Below are 14,628 nucleotides of genomic sequence, written 5' to 3'. Positions count from 1 at the left end.
TTTTAGAGTGATGTATACAGTAACCCAATAAGGAGATACAGAAGATGGAAATCAAATTTAATGTACACGGTCGGCAGCGAAAAGAACTGGTGACAAAGCTAGCTGTCTATACTCATCAAAAGGCAGAATATCAGTACACACCTACCTACGCTTATCAGATTGGCAAGTACACTGTTAACAAAGATGGAATCCTAACATCCTCGGATGAAATTCCAACCAATTTACTTGAATACCTTGAACAGCAAGGCTTCCACCCTACTGAAATAATTAAACTGAATCTGACCTACCGGCGAGATAAATTTACAGATCAAGCTCTCGATAACCTGTGTCACCTAATCTGGGCCAAGGGACAGCTAATTAAGGATGCTTGCCAGCTGGAAACGCTCCCCTTAGACGTTGACGACCAACAAGTAACATTTAATTGGTTTGATCAAGTTGATGCTAGTGATGCGCTGGCTTATCAACAATTTGTCGACAAGTTAGTGCAATACGCCATCAGCCACAAACGAATCATATCAGAACCACACGAAGAGATTAATGAGAAATATGTCTTCCGTTGCTTCTTGCTACGCCTAGGATTTATCGGTCCCGAATACAAAGCACAAAGAAAAGTACTGCTACGAAATCTAACCGGATCAGCTGCTTTTAAGAACCAGGAGGCTTAGTCATGAACAGAATCAAAGAAGAATTAGCCAAACGTGATCGTATTCGCCAACAGGTTTTACAAATTCGCAATACCGGTGAAATAAATATGTTTGATGTCGAAAACGTAAAGCGTCTGGCTTACTACTATAATTGTTACGATCTAATCGACTATTTGACCACTGACCGTGCCGGGTACGTAAATTTGATATTAACTGGCAAGTTTAATTAATCATCAGCCAAGCATTGAGTTAATTCTCAGTGCTTTTTTAGTACAACTGAAAGGATGTGATGCCCTCTTGCGAAAACTAAAAGATTATAAACCCACTCAGTTCATGGCTAAGAATTCGGCCTACAACAAAGACGCTGCCGATTTTGCAGTTTCATTTATCGAATGCCTATGCCATACCAAGGGAACCTGGGCCGGTAAACCTTTTGACCTCATCGACTGGCAAGAAAAAATTATTCGTGATGTCTTTGGAATCCTAAAACCAGATGGCTATCGTCAATTCAATACTGCCTATGTAGAAATCCCAAAGAAGCAAGGTAAATCAGAACTAGCTGCCGCCATCGCTTTGTTACTCTGCTGTGCCGATGGTGAAGAACGAGCAGAGGTTTATGGTTGTGCTGCTGACCGTCAACAGGCCGCGATTGTCTTTGACGTGGCTGCCGACATGGTGCGAATGAACCCAGCCTTAAAGAAACGTTGTAAAATTCTTGCTTCACAGAAGCGGTTGATCTACGAACCAACTAATAGCTTTTATCAAGTTCTATCTGCTGACGCCTATTCTAAACATGGGTTTAATGTGTCCGGAGTTATCTTTGACGAACTGCATACCCAACCGAACCGGAAACTCTATGACGTTATGACGAAGGGATCGGGGGATGCCAGAACTCAGCCCCTTTACTTCTTAATCACAACCGCTGGCAATGATGAGCATTCCATTTGTTATCAAGTCCATCAAAAAGCAATTGATATCATGAAAGGTCGAAAACATGACCCCCGCTTTTACCCGGTAATTTATGGTGCTGATCGGGATGAGGATTGGTCGAGCCCCGAAGTCTGGAAAAAAGCTAATCCTTCTTTAGGAATTACAGTCAAAATGGAGAAAGTCAAGGACGCCTACAACTCTGCCAAGGAAAATCCAGCAGAGGAAAATACCTTCCGACAGCTTCGTTTGAATCAATGGGTAAAACAGGACGTTCGTTGGATGCCCATGGATAAATGGGATGCTTGTGCTTTTCCAGTTGATCCTAATGAACTACGGGGACGAGATTGTTACGGTGGACTCGACCTGTCGTCGACTACCGATATAACTGCTTTTGTTCTAGTGTTTCCACCAAGGGATGATTCTGAAGGTTATACCCTTCTACCCTATTTCTGGATTCCTGAAGATAATGTTGACTTACGAGTTCGACGTGATCATGTTCCTTACGATATTTGGAAGCAGCAAGGTTATCTGCAAACAACAGAAGGAAATGTGGTTCACTACGGATTCATCGAACACTTTATTGATGATCTGGGAAAGAAATATCACATCCGTGAAATTGCTTTCGACCGGTGGGGAGCTGTCGAAATGGTTCAAAATCTTGAAGGTATGGGATTCACCGTGGTCCCATTTGGCCAGGGATTTAAGGACATGACGCCTCCAACTAAAGAACTAATGCGATTAACTCTGGAAAAGAAGATCGCTCATGGTGGTCATCCGGTCTTACGCTGGATGATGGATAACATCTACATCCGCACTGACCCAGCCGGAAATATCAAACCGGATAAGGCTAAGTCAACCGAAAAAATTGATGGCGTAGTGGCCACCATTATGGGACTGGATCGTGCTATCCGAAATGAGGATAATGGTGATTCTGTTTATGATGGTCGAGGCCTATTGATGTTGTAATTGCGTAGGACTGAAAGGAGTTGATGCCATGGGTTTATTTAATAAATTATTCCATACCAATAAAGCTTCACCTAAAAACACCTTGTCTAGCACCATGTCATTTTTCTTCGGCAGTTCGATGGCTGGCCAAAATGTGACCGAACGTACTGCAATGCAAAATACTGCAGTTTATGCTTGTGTTCGAGTCTTGGCTGAAGGATTAGCTGAACTACCACTTCATATTTATCAATACACCAGCGATGGTGGTAAACAGCGGGCAATTAACCACCCGCTTTATTTTTTGCTTCATGATGCGCCAAATCCAGAAATGACCAGTTTTATCTTTCGTGAAACCATGATGAACCATTTATTACTGTGGGGTAATGCCTATGCACAAATCATTCGAAACGGTCAAGGCAAGATCACCGGACTCTATCCTTTGATGCCTGATCGAATGGACGTTAACAGAGCTGCCAACGGTGAAATCTACTATACCTATACTCGCAACTACGATGATTACCAGGCAAAAAATAAATTGAAACAAGTAATTCTCTTGTCCGATGAAGTCCTTCATATCGCCGGATTGGGTTTTGATGGTTTGATTGGTTACAGTCCCATTGCTATGGCTAAGAATGCGATTGGATTATCCATGGCTGCCGAACAATACGGAGCCACTTTCTTCAAAAATGATGCCACTCCTGGTGGTGTTCTAGAGCACCCTAATGTAGTCAAAGACCCTGAACGGCTTCGGAAAAGTTGGCAGTCACAATTTTCGGGATCTAATAATCACAGCATTGCTGTCTTGGAAGAAGGAATGACTTTTCACCAGCTTTCCATTCCACCCGACCAAGCGCAATTTCTTGATACTCGAAAATTCCAACTCGACGAAATTGCCAGAATTTTTCGTGTACCACCGCATATGGTTGGTGACCTAGATCGTTCGACTTTCTCAAATATCGAGCAACAATCACTCGAATTTGTAAAGTACACCCTGAACCCTTGGTGTATTCGCTGGGAACAAGCTATGAATCAACAGCTACTTTCCGCTGATGATCAACGAAAGTTTTTCGTTAAATTCAATGTTGATGGACTACTACGTGGTGATTACGAAAGCCGGATGAATGGGTATGCCATTGGTCGACAAAATGGCTGGTTATCTGCTAATGACATTCGTGAGTTAGAGGATCTCAACCGTATCCCTGCTGATGAAGGTGGTGATCAGTACTTGGTTAACGGTAACATGCTGCCACTTAACCAAGCCGGTAATTTCTATAACACGCAAACAACCAAAGAAAGTGAGGAACCAAAAGAATGAAACGTTTCTGGAACTGGAAACAAAATGGTGATCAGCGGCAACTAGCTATCTCTGGGGTAATTGCTCCTGATAGCTGGGTGCATGACGATGTTTCACCACAGGTATTCCAAGACGAACTTAATGAAAGTCAGGATCCAATCGATCTCTGGCTGAACTCCCCTGGTGGTGATTGTACCGCTGCCAGTCAAATTTATACCATGCTGATGAATTACCCGAATGAAGTCAATGTCAAAATCTCAGGTATTGCGGCATCTGCTGCTTCGGTAATTGCGATGGCTGGAACTACTGTTTCAATGGCTCCTGCGGCTATGCTAATGATCCACAATCCACTGACTATTGTCGGCGGTCAAGAAAGAGATCTCGACCACGCTGCGCAAATGCTAGCTGAAACCAAGGAGTCGATCATCAATGCCTATGAGCTGAAAACCAACCTGCCCCGTGAAAAGATTTCAACAATGATGGATAACGAAACTTGGATGAACGTCAATAAAGCTATCGAATTAGGCTTTGCTGATGCCATGCTGGGTGACAATAAGAATGTCACAGATTGTTACTCGTATTCCGATAAGCAATCTGACCTGGTGTTATTGAATAAACTCAAGCCTAAAGCAAAATCTACTATTTCTGTAAAGTCGCTGCAAAAGCGGCTTTCTTTGTTATCACACTAATTTAGGAGGAACTTATCAATGAACAAGATTACTGAATTACAAGAAAAGCGTGCCCGTATTTGGAAGCAAGCAAAGGATTTCCTGGACACTAAACAAAAAGAAGCTGATGTACTTTCTGCTGAGGACAACGCTACCTACGAAAAGATGGAACAAGACGTCGTCAACTTGGGTAAGGAAATCGATCGGCTCCATAAACAAGATGAAATTGAAGCAGAACTCAATCAGCCCACAACTAAAGCCCTTACTAATACCCCGACTGCTGGAGAATTACCAAAGGGTCAGGATGCTTATGCGCAGAACTTTTGGCAAATGATGCGTGGTCATGCGGTCGTTGATGCACTAAAAGAAGGTACGGATCCAGATGGTGGCTTCCTAGTGCCAAATGAGTTTGAAAATCAACTGATTCAAAAGCTTCAAGAAGCCAACGTCCTGCGAACCATCAGCCATGTCATTCAAACCAATAGCGGTGAACATAAGATTCCGGTTGTCGCGAGCGAAGGAACAGCTGCTTGGCTCGAGGAAGAAGCAGCCTACACAGAATCTAATACTCAATTTAGTCAAGTATCCCTCAGTGCTCACAAATTGGGGACTCTGATCAAGGTATCGGAAGAACTACTGAATGACTCCGCCTTCGACTTGATGTCCTATTTATCTGATGAATTTGGTCGTCGACTTGGTAATGCTGAAGAACAAGCCTTCCTAACGGGTACCGGCACTGGCCAACCAACTGGTATCTTAACCGACACTAATGGTGCGTCTGCGGGATCCACAGCTGCTAAGGCCGATACATTGACTTTTGATGATTTGATCGAACTTTTCTATTCCTTAAGAGCACCATACCGTCAAAATGCTGTTTTCTTAATGAATGATGATACCGTGAAAGCCATTCGCAAAATGAAGGATAACAATGGTCAATATATCTGGCAGCCTTCTGTTCAAGCTGGCCAACCAGATCGAATCCTCAATTGCCCAGTTTATACTAGTCCGTTCATGCCATCCATGGCCGCATCTAATAAACCAGTGCTCTTTGGTGATTTCAATTACTATTGGATTGCTGATCGTCAAGGTCGAACCTTTAAACGACTTAATGAACTTTATGCTGTAACTGGTCAAGTCGGTTTCTTGGGCTCGCAACGAGTAGATGGCAAAGTCATCCTCCCAGAAGCCATTAAAACTCTTGCCATGGCTGCTAAGTAGAAAGGACTGATGAAATGTGGCTGCTATTACTTTGGCCGAAGCAAAAGCCTACCTAAGAGTTGATAACACTGTTGAAGATGACCTCATCACAAAGTTGATTGGATCGGCGACTGCTACCGTCGAAAATGTCCTTCGTCAGCCTCTATCAGCATTTGATCCTCTCCCTGATGATATTCATACCGCGATTCTCTATACCGTAGCTTACCTTTACGAATATCGGGAAACGGCTGATTTTGATGCCATGATCAAGTTTCTTCGGGCTATCTTGTCCCCTTACCGGAAGGAGGAATTTTAATGCAACAGCAAAATAAACGGGTCAGTAAGATTGCTGATATTGGTGAACTAGATCGCCGCATTACGCTGATGAAAAAGAAATATGTCGGCGAAAATCCTAATACCGGAATGTCGATGTACAAGGATGTTCGCTTAGGCGATGTGTGGGCAAAAGTTTCTGCCCTACACGGTCAGGAATACTACACAGCGGTCACGGTGAAATTGGAAAAACAACTGTCATTCATCATCCGATACCGTGATGATGTTGACGAAGAAACCAACATTTGGTTTGAAGGTCGTGGCTACAATATTGGCTTTATTGATGACGTTAAGTACAACCATGAGTATCTGGAAATTAAGGCTGAATATTCGAGAGGAGTTGATGATCCGAATGAAGACAACTAGTTTAACAGTAATTAATTCATGCTTTGGTGCAATTGGGGCTTTCCTCGGCTGGTTCTTAGGCGGACTGGATGGTTTTCTATATGTTCTACTCATTTTCATGGTAGTGGACTATATCACCGGAGTGCTTTGTGCCATTAACGAACATAAACTCTCCAGTGAAATTGGCTTTCGTGGGCTTACGCGCAAAGTGTTAATTCTATTATTGGTCGGTATTGCACATTGCCTTGATATTTACCTATTAAAGAATGGTTCAGCGATCCGTACTGCTACGATTTTCTTCTATATCTCTAATGAGGGCATTTCATTACTAGAAAATACCAGTCGCTTAGGTCTACCTGTGCCCGATAAGTTAAAGAGTGTCCTCCAACAATTACATGATAAGGATGGTGATCATCAATGATTTCTGGAATTGATGTTTCTGAATGGCAAGGCCATGTGGATTTCAATGCAGTCAAAGCAAGTGGTGTTAAATTCGTTCTAATCCGAGCTGGTTATGGTCGGTCAGCAAGCCAAGAAGACCGTTACTTTGCAGAACATTATACCCAAGCCAAAGCAGCTGGTTTACAAGTGGGTGCCTACTGGTATTCCTATGCCGTTTCTCCCGCTGATGCAGCCAATGAAGCCCGGGCCTGTTTAACCGTCCTTGGTAATCGTCATTTTGATTTTCCAATCTACTTTGACTTAGAAGAAAAGTGGCAGTTTGCCAATGGTCGTAACTTCTGTGATAGCTTAGTGAAAAGCTTTTGTAGTGTTTTGGAACAAAACGGTTGCTATGCCGGACTGTATATTTCGCGATCACCACTGCAAAATTACATTTCACCTTCCGTCGCTCAACGCTATGCTGTCTGGGTGGCTGAATATGGTCCGTGTTGTAACTACAGTGGTAATTACGGAATCTGGCAACATTCCTCTACTGGTTCTGTTCCAGGTGTCAATGGCAACTGTGATCTAGATTATGCCTACATTGACTACGCAGCTGTCATTAACAAAAAGCAGCCAGTTACCAGGAAGAACCCTGATGAGCTAGCTGTTGAAGTCTTAAATGGTCAATGGGGTAATGGTACCGATCGTCAACAGCTCTTAACCGCTGCTGGTTATGACTATGCGGTGGTCCAAGAAAAGGTTAACCGTCTCTTGAACCGTAAGTCAGTTGACCAAATTGCACGCGAAGTTATCCGAGGATCCTGGGGAAATGGTAATGAACGAATCAACCGCTTGAAGCAAGCCGGCTATGACCCCACCCAAATTCAAAAACGAGTTAATCAATTATTGTAACTTTTGCCTGTGGACTCCGGTCTGCAGGCTTTTTTCTTTTACCATAACAAAAAGCCAACCATATAAGATGGTTAGCTCTTCCTAAACTGTGGTTGGAGTCAAACAAGACTTCTTCTCAAATAAAACACGTATCTCAGATCACGCTTGAGGGTCAGAGTAGCGACCTCGCCCTCTTACTATATATTAAAGAATCTGTTTCAATTAGCAAGTTGATTTGAGGGTTTACTTTTCTACTTCCGCTGGCTTATTAGTGGAGGTAATTAAAAATGATAAAGAAAGTTCAAGCGGTAACTCATCAACCACTGCAATCAATAAAGAATAATATTAGTTCAGAACAATTATTGAATGATTTGCATTATCAACAATCAAAACAAATCATTCAAGTTCTACTCAACAAGGGTCTAATCTCAACCACTGAATTTAAGGAAATTGATGACTTAAATAAACAATCATTTCCGCCCTTATTAGGACCAGGAAGTGTTGATACATCAAGGTTCTAGAGCTAACATACCACACTGACGAAAGGAGGTTTGTCATGTCAACCATTACCAAAATTCAAGGTTACCAACATGATGTCAAGCAACTCCGTGTCGCAGCCTACTGTCGAGTTTCAACCGATAATTTTGAACAACTAGAAAGTCTTGAAAATCAACGTGCCCATTATCAAAAGTACATTAACAACCACCCTAATTGGGAGCTGGCTAAGATCTACTATGATGAAGGAATCTCAGGCACCAAGATGACCAAGCGGAACGCCTTAAAAGAATTACTAACTGATTGTCATAATCACCGGATTGACCTCGTGGTGACCAAATCAATTAGCCGTTTGTCACGAAATACAACTGATTGTTTGCAGATTGTCCGGGAATTACAGCAATTGAATATTCCAATTATCTTTGAGAAAGAGCATATCAATACTGGAGCAATGGCCAGTGAGTTATTTCTATCGATTCTTAGCAGTATTGCCCAGGATGAATCCCACTCAACTGCCGGAAATCTACGCTGGGCAATCAGGAAACGTTTTGCTAGTGGCAAATTCCATGTATCCTCAGCACCCTATGGATATTCAATTGAGGATGGCAACTTAGTTATCAACCATACTGAAGCAAAGACTGTACGACAAATCTTTCAACGATTTCTAAGTGGAACATCAGCCAGTCAAATTGCTAAAGAATTAAATCAAAAGCAGGTATCAACAAAACGTGGTGGCCAATGGCGTAGTAACACTGTAATTAATATCTTGCGAAACAGTAATTACACCGGTGATATGCTCTGCCAGAAAACCTACCGTGACGATCAATATCATCGTCATTTTAACCAAGGTGAACTCGCTCAATATCTAATTGAAGATCATCACCCTAGTTTGATTAACCATGAAAACTTTAACAGAGTGCAAGTTCTGCTTAAAGAAGCCGTCAAAAAACGCCATATCAAAACTGGCAGCCATAAGTATCAACAGCACTACCTATTTTCTGGCAAAATCATCTGTGGTCAATGTGGGACGATTTTCAAACGACAAACGCGGCCACATAAAATCTACTGGGCCTGCCAGCAACATTTAAGATCTGCTCAGCAATGTCCAACTAAGGCAGTGTCTGAAGCCAGTCTGAAAGCTGCCTTCTGCAATATGATAAATAAGCTAGTTTACAGTAAGAAGTTCTTACTTCAGCCATTGTTAGAAGGCCTGAAAGAAGAAGCTAATGTCAACAGCGATGGTCAACTGATTTCTTTAACTAAGCAAATCAAAGCAAATGACCACAAAGCTGAAACGCTCACCGAATTGATGCATGCCGGTTTATTAGATAAAGCGATCTACGTCAACCAAACCGCTAGACTCGAGCAAGACACTTACCAATGTCAGGAAAAGATTAAACAGCTTAATGGCCAAAATACTGATTCAGCAAATGACTTTGAGGATGTTCGTACCTTATTACGTTGGTGCCATCAAGGGAAACAGCTTACTGAGTTTGATGAAGGTGTATTTCAAGAATTTGTTCAACAGATTGTGGTTAACAGTTCAAACAAAGCAACGTTCATCTTGAAATGTGGATTAAAGCTACCTGAAAAGCTAAACAAAAATGCCACTATCGATGGACACTTTTATCGTGACATCATCAAACAACGTTACAACGATCCAATCAAACAAACAGAATATTTGTACAGTATTATCGAAAGTGAAGGTGATTTAATTGGGTAAAGTGAGAATCATTCCCGCTCATCAGCAAAAGGGCAATAGTGTTCAACCGCAACAAAGCAGGCAACCATTTGAACAACTCCGCGTGGCTGCCTACTGTCGAGTTTCAACGGATTACGATGAACAAGCCAGTTCTTATGAAACTCAAGTGGTCCATTACAAAGAATTAATTCAAAAAGAGCCAACCTGGGAGTTTGCAGGCATCTACGCCGATGATGGGATTTCAGGGACTAACACTAAGAAGCGGGAACAATTTAATCAGATGATTGCAGCCTGCAAAGCCGGTAAGATTGACTTGATTGTTACTAAATCAATTAGTCGGTTTGCCCGAAATACTATCGATTGCCTGAAGTATATCCGGGACTTAAAAGCTATCAACGTGGCAATCTTCTTTGAAAAGGAGAACATTAACACCATGGACGCTAAAGGTGAAGTGCTGATTACCATCATGGCTTCCCTCGCCCAGCAAGAAAGTGAGTCCCTATCGCAAAACGTTAAAATGGGAATTCAGTACCGCTACCAACAAGGTAAGGTCTTCGTCAATCACAACCACTTTCTCGGTTATACCAAGGATGCTCAGGGTAATCTGGTAATTGAACCGGCAGAAGCTAAAGTCATCAAACGGATCTTCTATAGCTATCTAAACGGGATGAGTATGAAACAAATCGCGGATTCACTCAAAGCTGATGGTATTTTAACCGGTGGTAAAACAAAGAACTGGCAATCCAGCGGTGTTTCAAGAATCCTAAAGAATGAGAAGTACATGGGTGATGCTCTATTACAAAAGACTTACACTGTTGATTTTCTAAGCAAGAAACGCGTAAAGAATAATGGGATTATGCCCCAATACTATGTGGAAAACGACCATCCAGCGATTATTCCCAAGCCGGTATTCATGCAAGTCCAGCAGCTCATCAAACAACGGCAAAACGGGATCACTACTAAGAATGGTAAGCACCGTCGACTTAACGGCAAATATTGTTTCTCTCAAAGAGTATTCTGTGGAAAATGCGGCGATATTTTTCAACGGAATATGTGGTATTGGCCAGAAAAGGTAGCAGTCTGGCGCTGTGCTAGCCGAATAAAGCGAAGTAAATCTGGACGGCGATGCATGATTAGAAATGTCAAAGAGCCTCTTCTCAAAGAAGCAACTGTACAAGCTTTTAATCAGCTCATTGAAGGACATAAGTTAGCTGACAAGCAGATCAAGGCTAACATCATGAAGGTCATCAAAAACTCTAAAGGTCCAACCCTTGATCAACTCGATAAGCAACTGGAAGAAGTGCAAATACAGCTCATCCAGGCTGCCAACCAACATCAAAATTGCGATGCCCTGACCCAACAAATTATGGACCTGCGGAAACAAAAAGAAAAAGTACAGAGTCGTGAAACTGACAAGCAAACAAAACTACACAGCATTGATGAAATCAATAAGCTGGTCGAATTTCACAAATATGGTTTAGTAGACTTTGATGAACAACTAGTTCGTCGCTTAGTAGAAAAAATCACCATTTTCAAACGCTACATGGAATTCACGTTCAAAGATGGTGAAGTTATTAAAGTTAATAAATGAATATTTGATCTATGCGGCACTCAGCTATTTTGGCTGGGTGTCGTTTTTGGTAGTATTTGTAAAATTATCCTTGCTATAAACTATATATCCACATGCCGGACACTCAAAAGCATATTCATTTATTCCGTCAAATTCTTTTATGCCGTGATTTGGCATTATAGATAGTTTTCTATCCTTATTCCAACACTTCGGACAGTATTTTTTATTATCTTTTTCTTTCCTAATAAAGCCGTTATCATCCATCTTAACTGTTTTATTACTACAAACTTCAGACTTCAGCGTAGTTAGTTCTTCTTTTAATTTAAGATTATCGTTACCAAGTGAAATTATTTTTTGCTGAAGTGCAATGATTTCATTATTTAACTCTTTATCCTTATACTTTTTAGCAATTTCTTGTACTTTTTCAGCAACGCTTATTGAATCCGATACTATAGACAATAGAATATCCCCCTACTTTTAATCCTTATCCAAATAAAAATCCTTCAAGCGATAAGTCGTCACTGGTTCAACATAGTAGTTATACTTAGCTACTAAATCACAGATCTGGTCGCCATTAATCAAAGTAATGATTCGAGTACCTTCACGAGCAGTCTTAACTGCTTCTCTAGTAAAATCTGAATTAGTGATAAAAATACCGAATTCAGCGTTAAATTTGTCCATTGCTCCACGGAACTTATCAATTTCGGGTGCTGACACCTTACCTTGCCAACGCTTAGCCTGAAGAGCTACCCGTGTAGTCCTGTAATCATCAGAACGAACATAGCCAAAGCCATCTACGCCACCGTCGGCAACATACTGAACACCAATTTCATCATCAACGTCAATACCCATTTTGGTGAGTAATCCACGACAAAAGAGCTCAAACTTCTTAGGGTTCATTTTGATCAACGCATCCAGCAACTGCTGACGCCATGGTTCATCTACCTCTTCCGAATCATCCTGATCGTCTGCAGAGACTTTCTCAGCTTTATTATGAGTCTTATGATGAGGCATCTTACCCTCTGAAATGGTTCTAACATCCCTATCAGCATCAAAGTTGTCAATATCTACATTGCGACCCTTTTTGGAAAGTTCTAAATCACGGCCATTTTCTGTATCAATAAATCTGGCAAGAATCAAATGCTTAACTGCAAAATTAAACTTCCATTGGAACGGGTGGTAGACTTTACCACTCTTTTTTGAGGTTCGGGTTTCATCGATCTCTTTTTCACTGAATACTTCTGAGTTATCATGAAGTTCTTGCAACACTTGTTTTCTGGTTACTTGCCCACCAAGATTATGCATTGCAATAAGAATCTCTTTCATCGCTTTATTTTCTATTTCAATTTGTCGATTTGCCATCTTGCTACCCGCCTTAAAAATTTTCTTTTATTAATATTATACGTCGAGTGCACTACCGTCCTGCAAATTTTCAACCTTTTCAGTAAAATCGCTAAAATTTAATATTGAACTCGTTAACTCAATCCTTAACCCCAAATTAGCACATTTTCGCACCAGCGACAAATACCGCCATACCAACTATTCCAGCACTTTCCACTATCCTAATTAACACGACCTGCCAAAATGGACATTCGTACACACCACTATCGAAATAGGACATTGAACACTCGACCCGCCAGCTTCAAATAGAAAAAATGTACTAATTCCAATCGTTAAAATCAGAATTAGTACACTTTCAATCATCCACAAACACTGTCACACCGGCGTTTATCGACTATTTTTCTGTACGTTCCAGGACAGTAACAGACTCAACATGCGTCGTCTGTGGGAACATATCCACCGGCTGGATCGGCTTGACCACGTGGTAACCTTGCTCGCCCCACCGTTGGATATCGCGAACCAGGGTGGCTGGGTTGCAGGAAACGTAAACAACCTTCTTCGGCCCCATCTGGCCGGTTGCTTCGATTAGCTGTTCGTCCAGACCCTTACGAGGCGGGTCTACGATCAGCACGTCTGGTTGCATCCCCTGCTCTTGCCACTTAGCCATCTGGTCTTCGGCCTTGGCCGCCACAAAGTGGACATTGCGAATCCCATTGGCCTTGGCGTTGTGCTTGGCGTCATTAACCGCTTCCGCAACCACTTCAACCCCGTAGACTTCCTTGGCATGCTGAGCCACCGCCAAACTAATCGTCCCGATACCGCAATAAGCATCGATTACCGTCTGACTGCCGTCTAGTTCAGCCGCCTTAATCGCCGTCGAATACAGCCGTTCGGTCTGTTGCGGGTTAACCTGGTAGAACGAACGTGGCGAGATCGTAAAGTCGATCCCCAGCAGCGTGTCGTGGATCGCTGATTCTCCCCACAGGACGTGGTCTTCGTTGCCCAGCAGGCGGTTCGTGCGTTGTGAATTGACGTTTTGCACCAAGCTCTTCAGCTCCGGAACCCCCGCGACGATGCCCTTAACCAACTCTTCTTTCATCGGTAACTTGCGTTTCTTCGTCACGAGAACGACCATCATTTCATGCGAGTAGTATCCCCGCCGCACCATGATCGTCCGAATAACACCTTCACCTGTTTGCTCATTATATGGTGCAATGTGGAACTTTCGCAGCAAGTCGCGGACGACCACGATTGCCTTATCTAGTTGTGGGTCTTGAATCACAAAGTCTTCCGTTGGTACCAACTTATGACTGCCACGACGGTAAAAACCAGTCTCGACTTGACCGCGGACTAGTTTTACCGGTACCTGGGCCTTGTTACGATAATGGTAAGGATCAGCCATCCCCATCGTCGGTAAGACCTCAATGTCATTAAGGTGGGCCTTGGCTAACAATTCCTGAATCTGGCGTTGCTTAAACTTGAGTTGAGCATCATACTTCAGGTTGGCTAGCGGCGCAATTCCTGATTGCAAAAGCTTCTGGTCGGCTGTTTCTACCCGGTCGGCACTCTTGATCTGCCATTCCATCACCCGACCCCAAGCAAAGTGACTAGTAACCTTGGTGACTTTGACGGTCACTTGTTCACCTGGCAGGGCATTGGGAACGAAAATCGGGAAGTCGTCAACTTTCACCACTCCGTTGCCCTGGTAAGTAAGATCAGCTACCGTCCCTTGGTAGTCGTTATTTTTATGAACTGGTACTTGAACCTTCATTTTTTCCTCCGTTCTAAACTATGCAAGTGCTTGTTTCATTGTATGGTTTTGCTCCGCCCTTTGCAAACCAATTCGTCCACAGAAAAAGGAGATCACCCGACGATGATCTCCTTTTACT

General features: G+C 42.5%; 16 protein-coding genes. 13 read left to right on the top strand and 3 right to left on the bottom strand.

Going from position 1 to position 14,628, the window contains the following annotated elements; all coding sequences use genetic code 11:
• Nucleotides 1–44 precede the first annotated feature (44 nt).
• The 13 genes from C1710_RS05025 to C1710_RS04965 all read left to right on the top strand — a co-directional run bounded on the left by C1710_RS05025 (nucleotide 45) and on the right by C1710_RS04965 (nucleotide 11,419).
• On the top strand, nucleotides 45–665 hold the full coding sequence (locus C1710_RS05025; RefSeq protein ID WP_102280707.1) for a hypothetical protein: 621 nt from the start codon (nucleotides 45–47) through the stop codon (nucleotides 663–665).
• Between the two features lie 2 nt (nucleotides 666–667).
• A complete protein-coding gene (locus C1710_RS05020) occupies nucleotides 668–874 on the top strand; it encodes a DUF5049 domain-containing protein (protein ID WP_102280705.1) in 207 nt (68 codons plus the stop codon).
• A gap of 67 nt (nucleotides 875–941) precedes the next feature.
• Nucleotides 942–2,540 (top strand): terminase large subunit, encoded by a 1,599-nt coding sequence (locus C1710_RS05015; RefSeq protein ID WP_102280703.1) that lies wholly within the window; start codon nucleotides 942–944, stop codon nucleotides 2,538–2,540.
• A gap of 28 nt (nucleotides 2,541–2,568) precedes the next feature.
• On the top strand, nucleotides 2,569–3,834 hold the full coding sequence (locus C1710_RS05010; RefSeq protein ID WP_180961306.1) for a phage portal protein: 1,266 nt from the start codon (nucleotides 2,569–2,571) through the stop codon (nucleotides 3,832–3,834).
• On the top strand, nucleotides 3,831–4,502 hold the full coding sequence (locus tag C1710_RS05005; RefSeq protein ID WP_003671987.1) for a head maturation protease, ClpP-related: 672 nt from the start codon (nucleotides 3,831–3,833) through the stop codon (nucleotides 4,500–4,502). The genes C1710_RS05010 and C1710_RS05005 overlap by 4 nt, the downstream gene beginning before the upstream one ends.
• 18 nt (nucleotides 4,503–4,520) lie before the next feature.
• Nucleotides 4,521–5,699 carry a phage major capsid protein gene (locus tag C1710_RS05000; protein WP_102280700.1) on the top strand — a complete coding sequence of 393 codons (1,179 nt, stop codon included), beginning with the start codon at nucleotides 4,521–4,523 and terminating at the stop codon, nucleotides 5,697–5,699.
• 16 nt (nucleotides 5,700–5,715) lie between these two features.
• A complete protein-coding gene (locus tag C1710_RS04995; RefSeq protein ID WP_003671991.1) occupies nucleotides 5,716–5,994 on the top strand; it encodes a head-tail connector protein in 279 nt (92 codons plus the stop codon).
• Nucleotides 5,994–6,377 carry a phage head closure protein gene (locus tag C1710_RS04990; RefSeq protein ID WP_003671993.1) on the top strand — a complete coding sequence of 128 codons (384 nt, stop codon included), beginning with the start codon at nucleotides 5,994–5,996 and terminating at the stop codon, nucleotides 6,375–6,377. The genes C1710_RS04995 and C1710_RS04990 overlap by 1 nt, the downstream gene beginning before the upstream one ends.
• Nucleotides 6,364–6,777, top strand: coding sequence for a phage holin family protein (locus C1710_RS04985; protein WP_003671994.1), 414 nt, complete (start codon nucleotides 6,364–6,366; stop codon nucleotides 6,775–6,777). Before C1710_RS04990 ends, C1710_RS04985 begins: the two co-directional genes overlap by 14 nt.
• Entirely contained in the window at nucleotides 6,774–7,652 is an 879-nt protein-coding gene (locus C1710_RS04980) for a GH25 family lysozyme (RefSeq protein ID WP_102280698.1), read from the top strand. Before C1710_RS04985 ends, C1710_RS04980 begins: the two co-directional genes overlap by 4 nt.
• A gap of 266 nt (nucleotides 7,653–7,918) precedes the next feature.
• Complete coding sequence (locus C1710_RS04975) at nucleotides 7,919–8,152, top strand: SHOCT domain-containing protein (RefSeq protein ID WP_047767200.1); 234 nt, start codon at nucleotides 7,919–7,921, stop codon at nucleotides 8,150–8,152.
• Between the two features lie 35 nt (nucleotides 8,153–8,187).
• The gene (locus C1710_RS04970) at nucleotides 8,188–9,849 is read left to right on the top strand and encodes a recombinase family protein (RefSeq protein WP_102280696.1); all 1,662 of its coding nucleotides are present in this window, start codon (nucleotides 8,188–8,190) and stop codon (nucleotides 9,847–9,849) included.
• Nucleotides 9,842–11,419: a recombinase family protein gene (locus tag C1710_RS04965; protein ID WP_102280694.1), complete on the top strand. Its 1,578-nt coding sequence runs from the start codon at nucleotides 9,842–9,844 to the stop codon at nucleotides 11,417–11,419. Before C1710_RS04970 ends, C1710_RS04965 begins: the two co-directional genes overlap by 8 nt.
• A gap of 24 nt (nucleotides 11,420–11,443) precedes the next feature.
• On the opposite strand, the gene C1710_RS04960 is transcribed toward C1710_RS04965, so the two are convergent.
• The 3 genes from C1710_RS04960 to rlmD all read right to left on the bottom strand — a co-directional run bounded on the left by C1710_RS04960 (nucleotide 11,444) and on the right by rlmD (nucleotide 14,510).
• Nucleotides 11,444–11,857, bottom strand: coding sequence for a hypothetical protein (locus tag C1710_RS04960; protein WP_078009218.1), 414 nt, complete (start codon nucleotides 11,855–11,857; stop codon nucleotides 11,444–11,446).
• A gap of 18 nt (nucleotides 11,858–11,875) precedes the next feature.
• Complete coding sequence (locus C1710_RS04955) at nucleotides 11,876–12,760, bottom strand: restriction endonuclease (RefSeq protein WP_086118549.1); 885 nt, start codon at nucleotides 12,758–12,760, stop codon at nucleotides 11,876–11,878.
• Nucleotides 12,761–13,133: 373 nt separating this feature from the next.
• Entirely contained in the window at nucleotides 13,134–14,510 is a 1,377-nt protein-coding gene (gene rlmD / locus C1710_RS04950) for a 23S rRNA (uracil(1939)-C(5))-methyltransferase RlmD (protein WP_102280691.1), read from the bottom strand.
• Nucleotides 14,511–14,628 lie beyond the last annotated feature (118 nt).

Origin of the sequence: [Lactobacillus] timonensis (assembly GCF_900240275.1) — a bacterium.
Classification (GTDB): domain Bacteria; phylum Bacillota; class Bacilli; order Lactobacillales; family Lactobacillaceae; genus Limosilactobacillus; species Limosilactobacillus timonensis.
The sequence above is the reverse complement of the archived record's forward strand: the minus strand, read 5'-3'. Positions and strand labels throughout refer to the sequence as shown.

What these genes read in the sequence shown, in the direction of transcription:
- C1710_RS05010 (WP_180961306.1), top strand. Translation starts at nt 2,569, where the DNA reads ATGGGTTTATTTAATAAATTATTCCATACCAATAAAGCTTCACCTAAA.
- C1710_RS04955 (WP_086118549.1), bottom strand. Translation starts at nt 12,760, where the DNA reads ATGGCAAATCGACAAATTGAAATAGAAAATAAAGCGATGAAAGAGATT.
- C1710_RS05020 (WP_102280705.1), top strand. Translation starts at nt 668, where the DNA reads ATGAACAGAATCAAAGAAGAATTAGCCAAACGTGATCGTATTCGCCAA.
- C1710_RS04975 (WP_047767200.1), top strand. Translation starts at nt 7,919, where the DNA reads ATGATAAAGAAAGTTCAAGCGGTAACTCATCAACCACTGCAATCAATA.
- C1710_RS05025 (WP_102280707.1), top strand. Translation starts at nt 45, where the DNA reads ATGGAAATCAAATTTAATGTACACGGTCGGCAGCGAAAAGAACTGGTG.
- C1710_RS04970 (WP_102280696.1), top strand. Translation starts at nt 8,188, where the DNA reads ATGTCAACCATTACCAAAATTCAAGGTTACCAACATGATGTCAAGCAA.
- C1710_RS04980 (WP_102280698.1), top strand. Translation starts at nt 6,774, where the DNA reads ATGATTTCTGGAATTGATGTTTCTGAATGGCAAGGCCATGTGGATTTC.
- C1710_RS04990 (WP_003671993.1), top strand. Translation starts at nt 5,994, where the DNA reads ATGCAACAGCAAAATAAACGGGTCAGTAAGATTGCTGATATTGGTGAA.
- C1710_RS05005 (WP_003671987.1), top strand. Translation starts at nt 3,831, where the DNA reads ATGAAACGTTTCTGGAACTGGAAACAAAATGGTGATCAGCGGCAACTA.
- rlmD (WP_102280691.1), bottom strand. Translation starts at nt 14,510, where the DNA reads ATGAAGGTTCAAGTACCAGTTCATAAAAATAACGACTACCAAGGGACG.
- C1710_RS04985 (WP_003671994.1), top strand. Translation starts at nt 6,364, where the DNA reads ATGAAGACAACTAGTTTAACAGTAATTAATTCATGCTTTGGTGCAATT.
- C1710_RS05000 (WP_102280700.1), top strand. Translation starts at nt 4,521, where the DNA reads ATGAACAAGATTACTGAATTACAAGAAAAGCGTGCCCGTATTTGGAAG.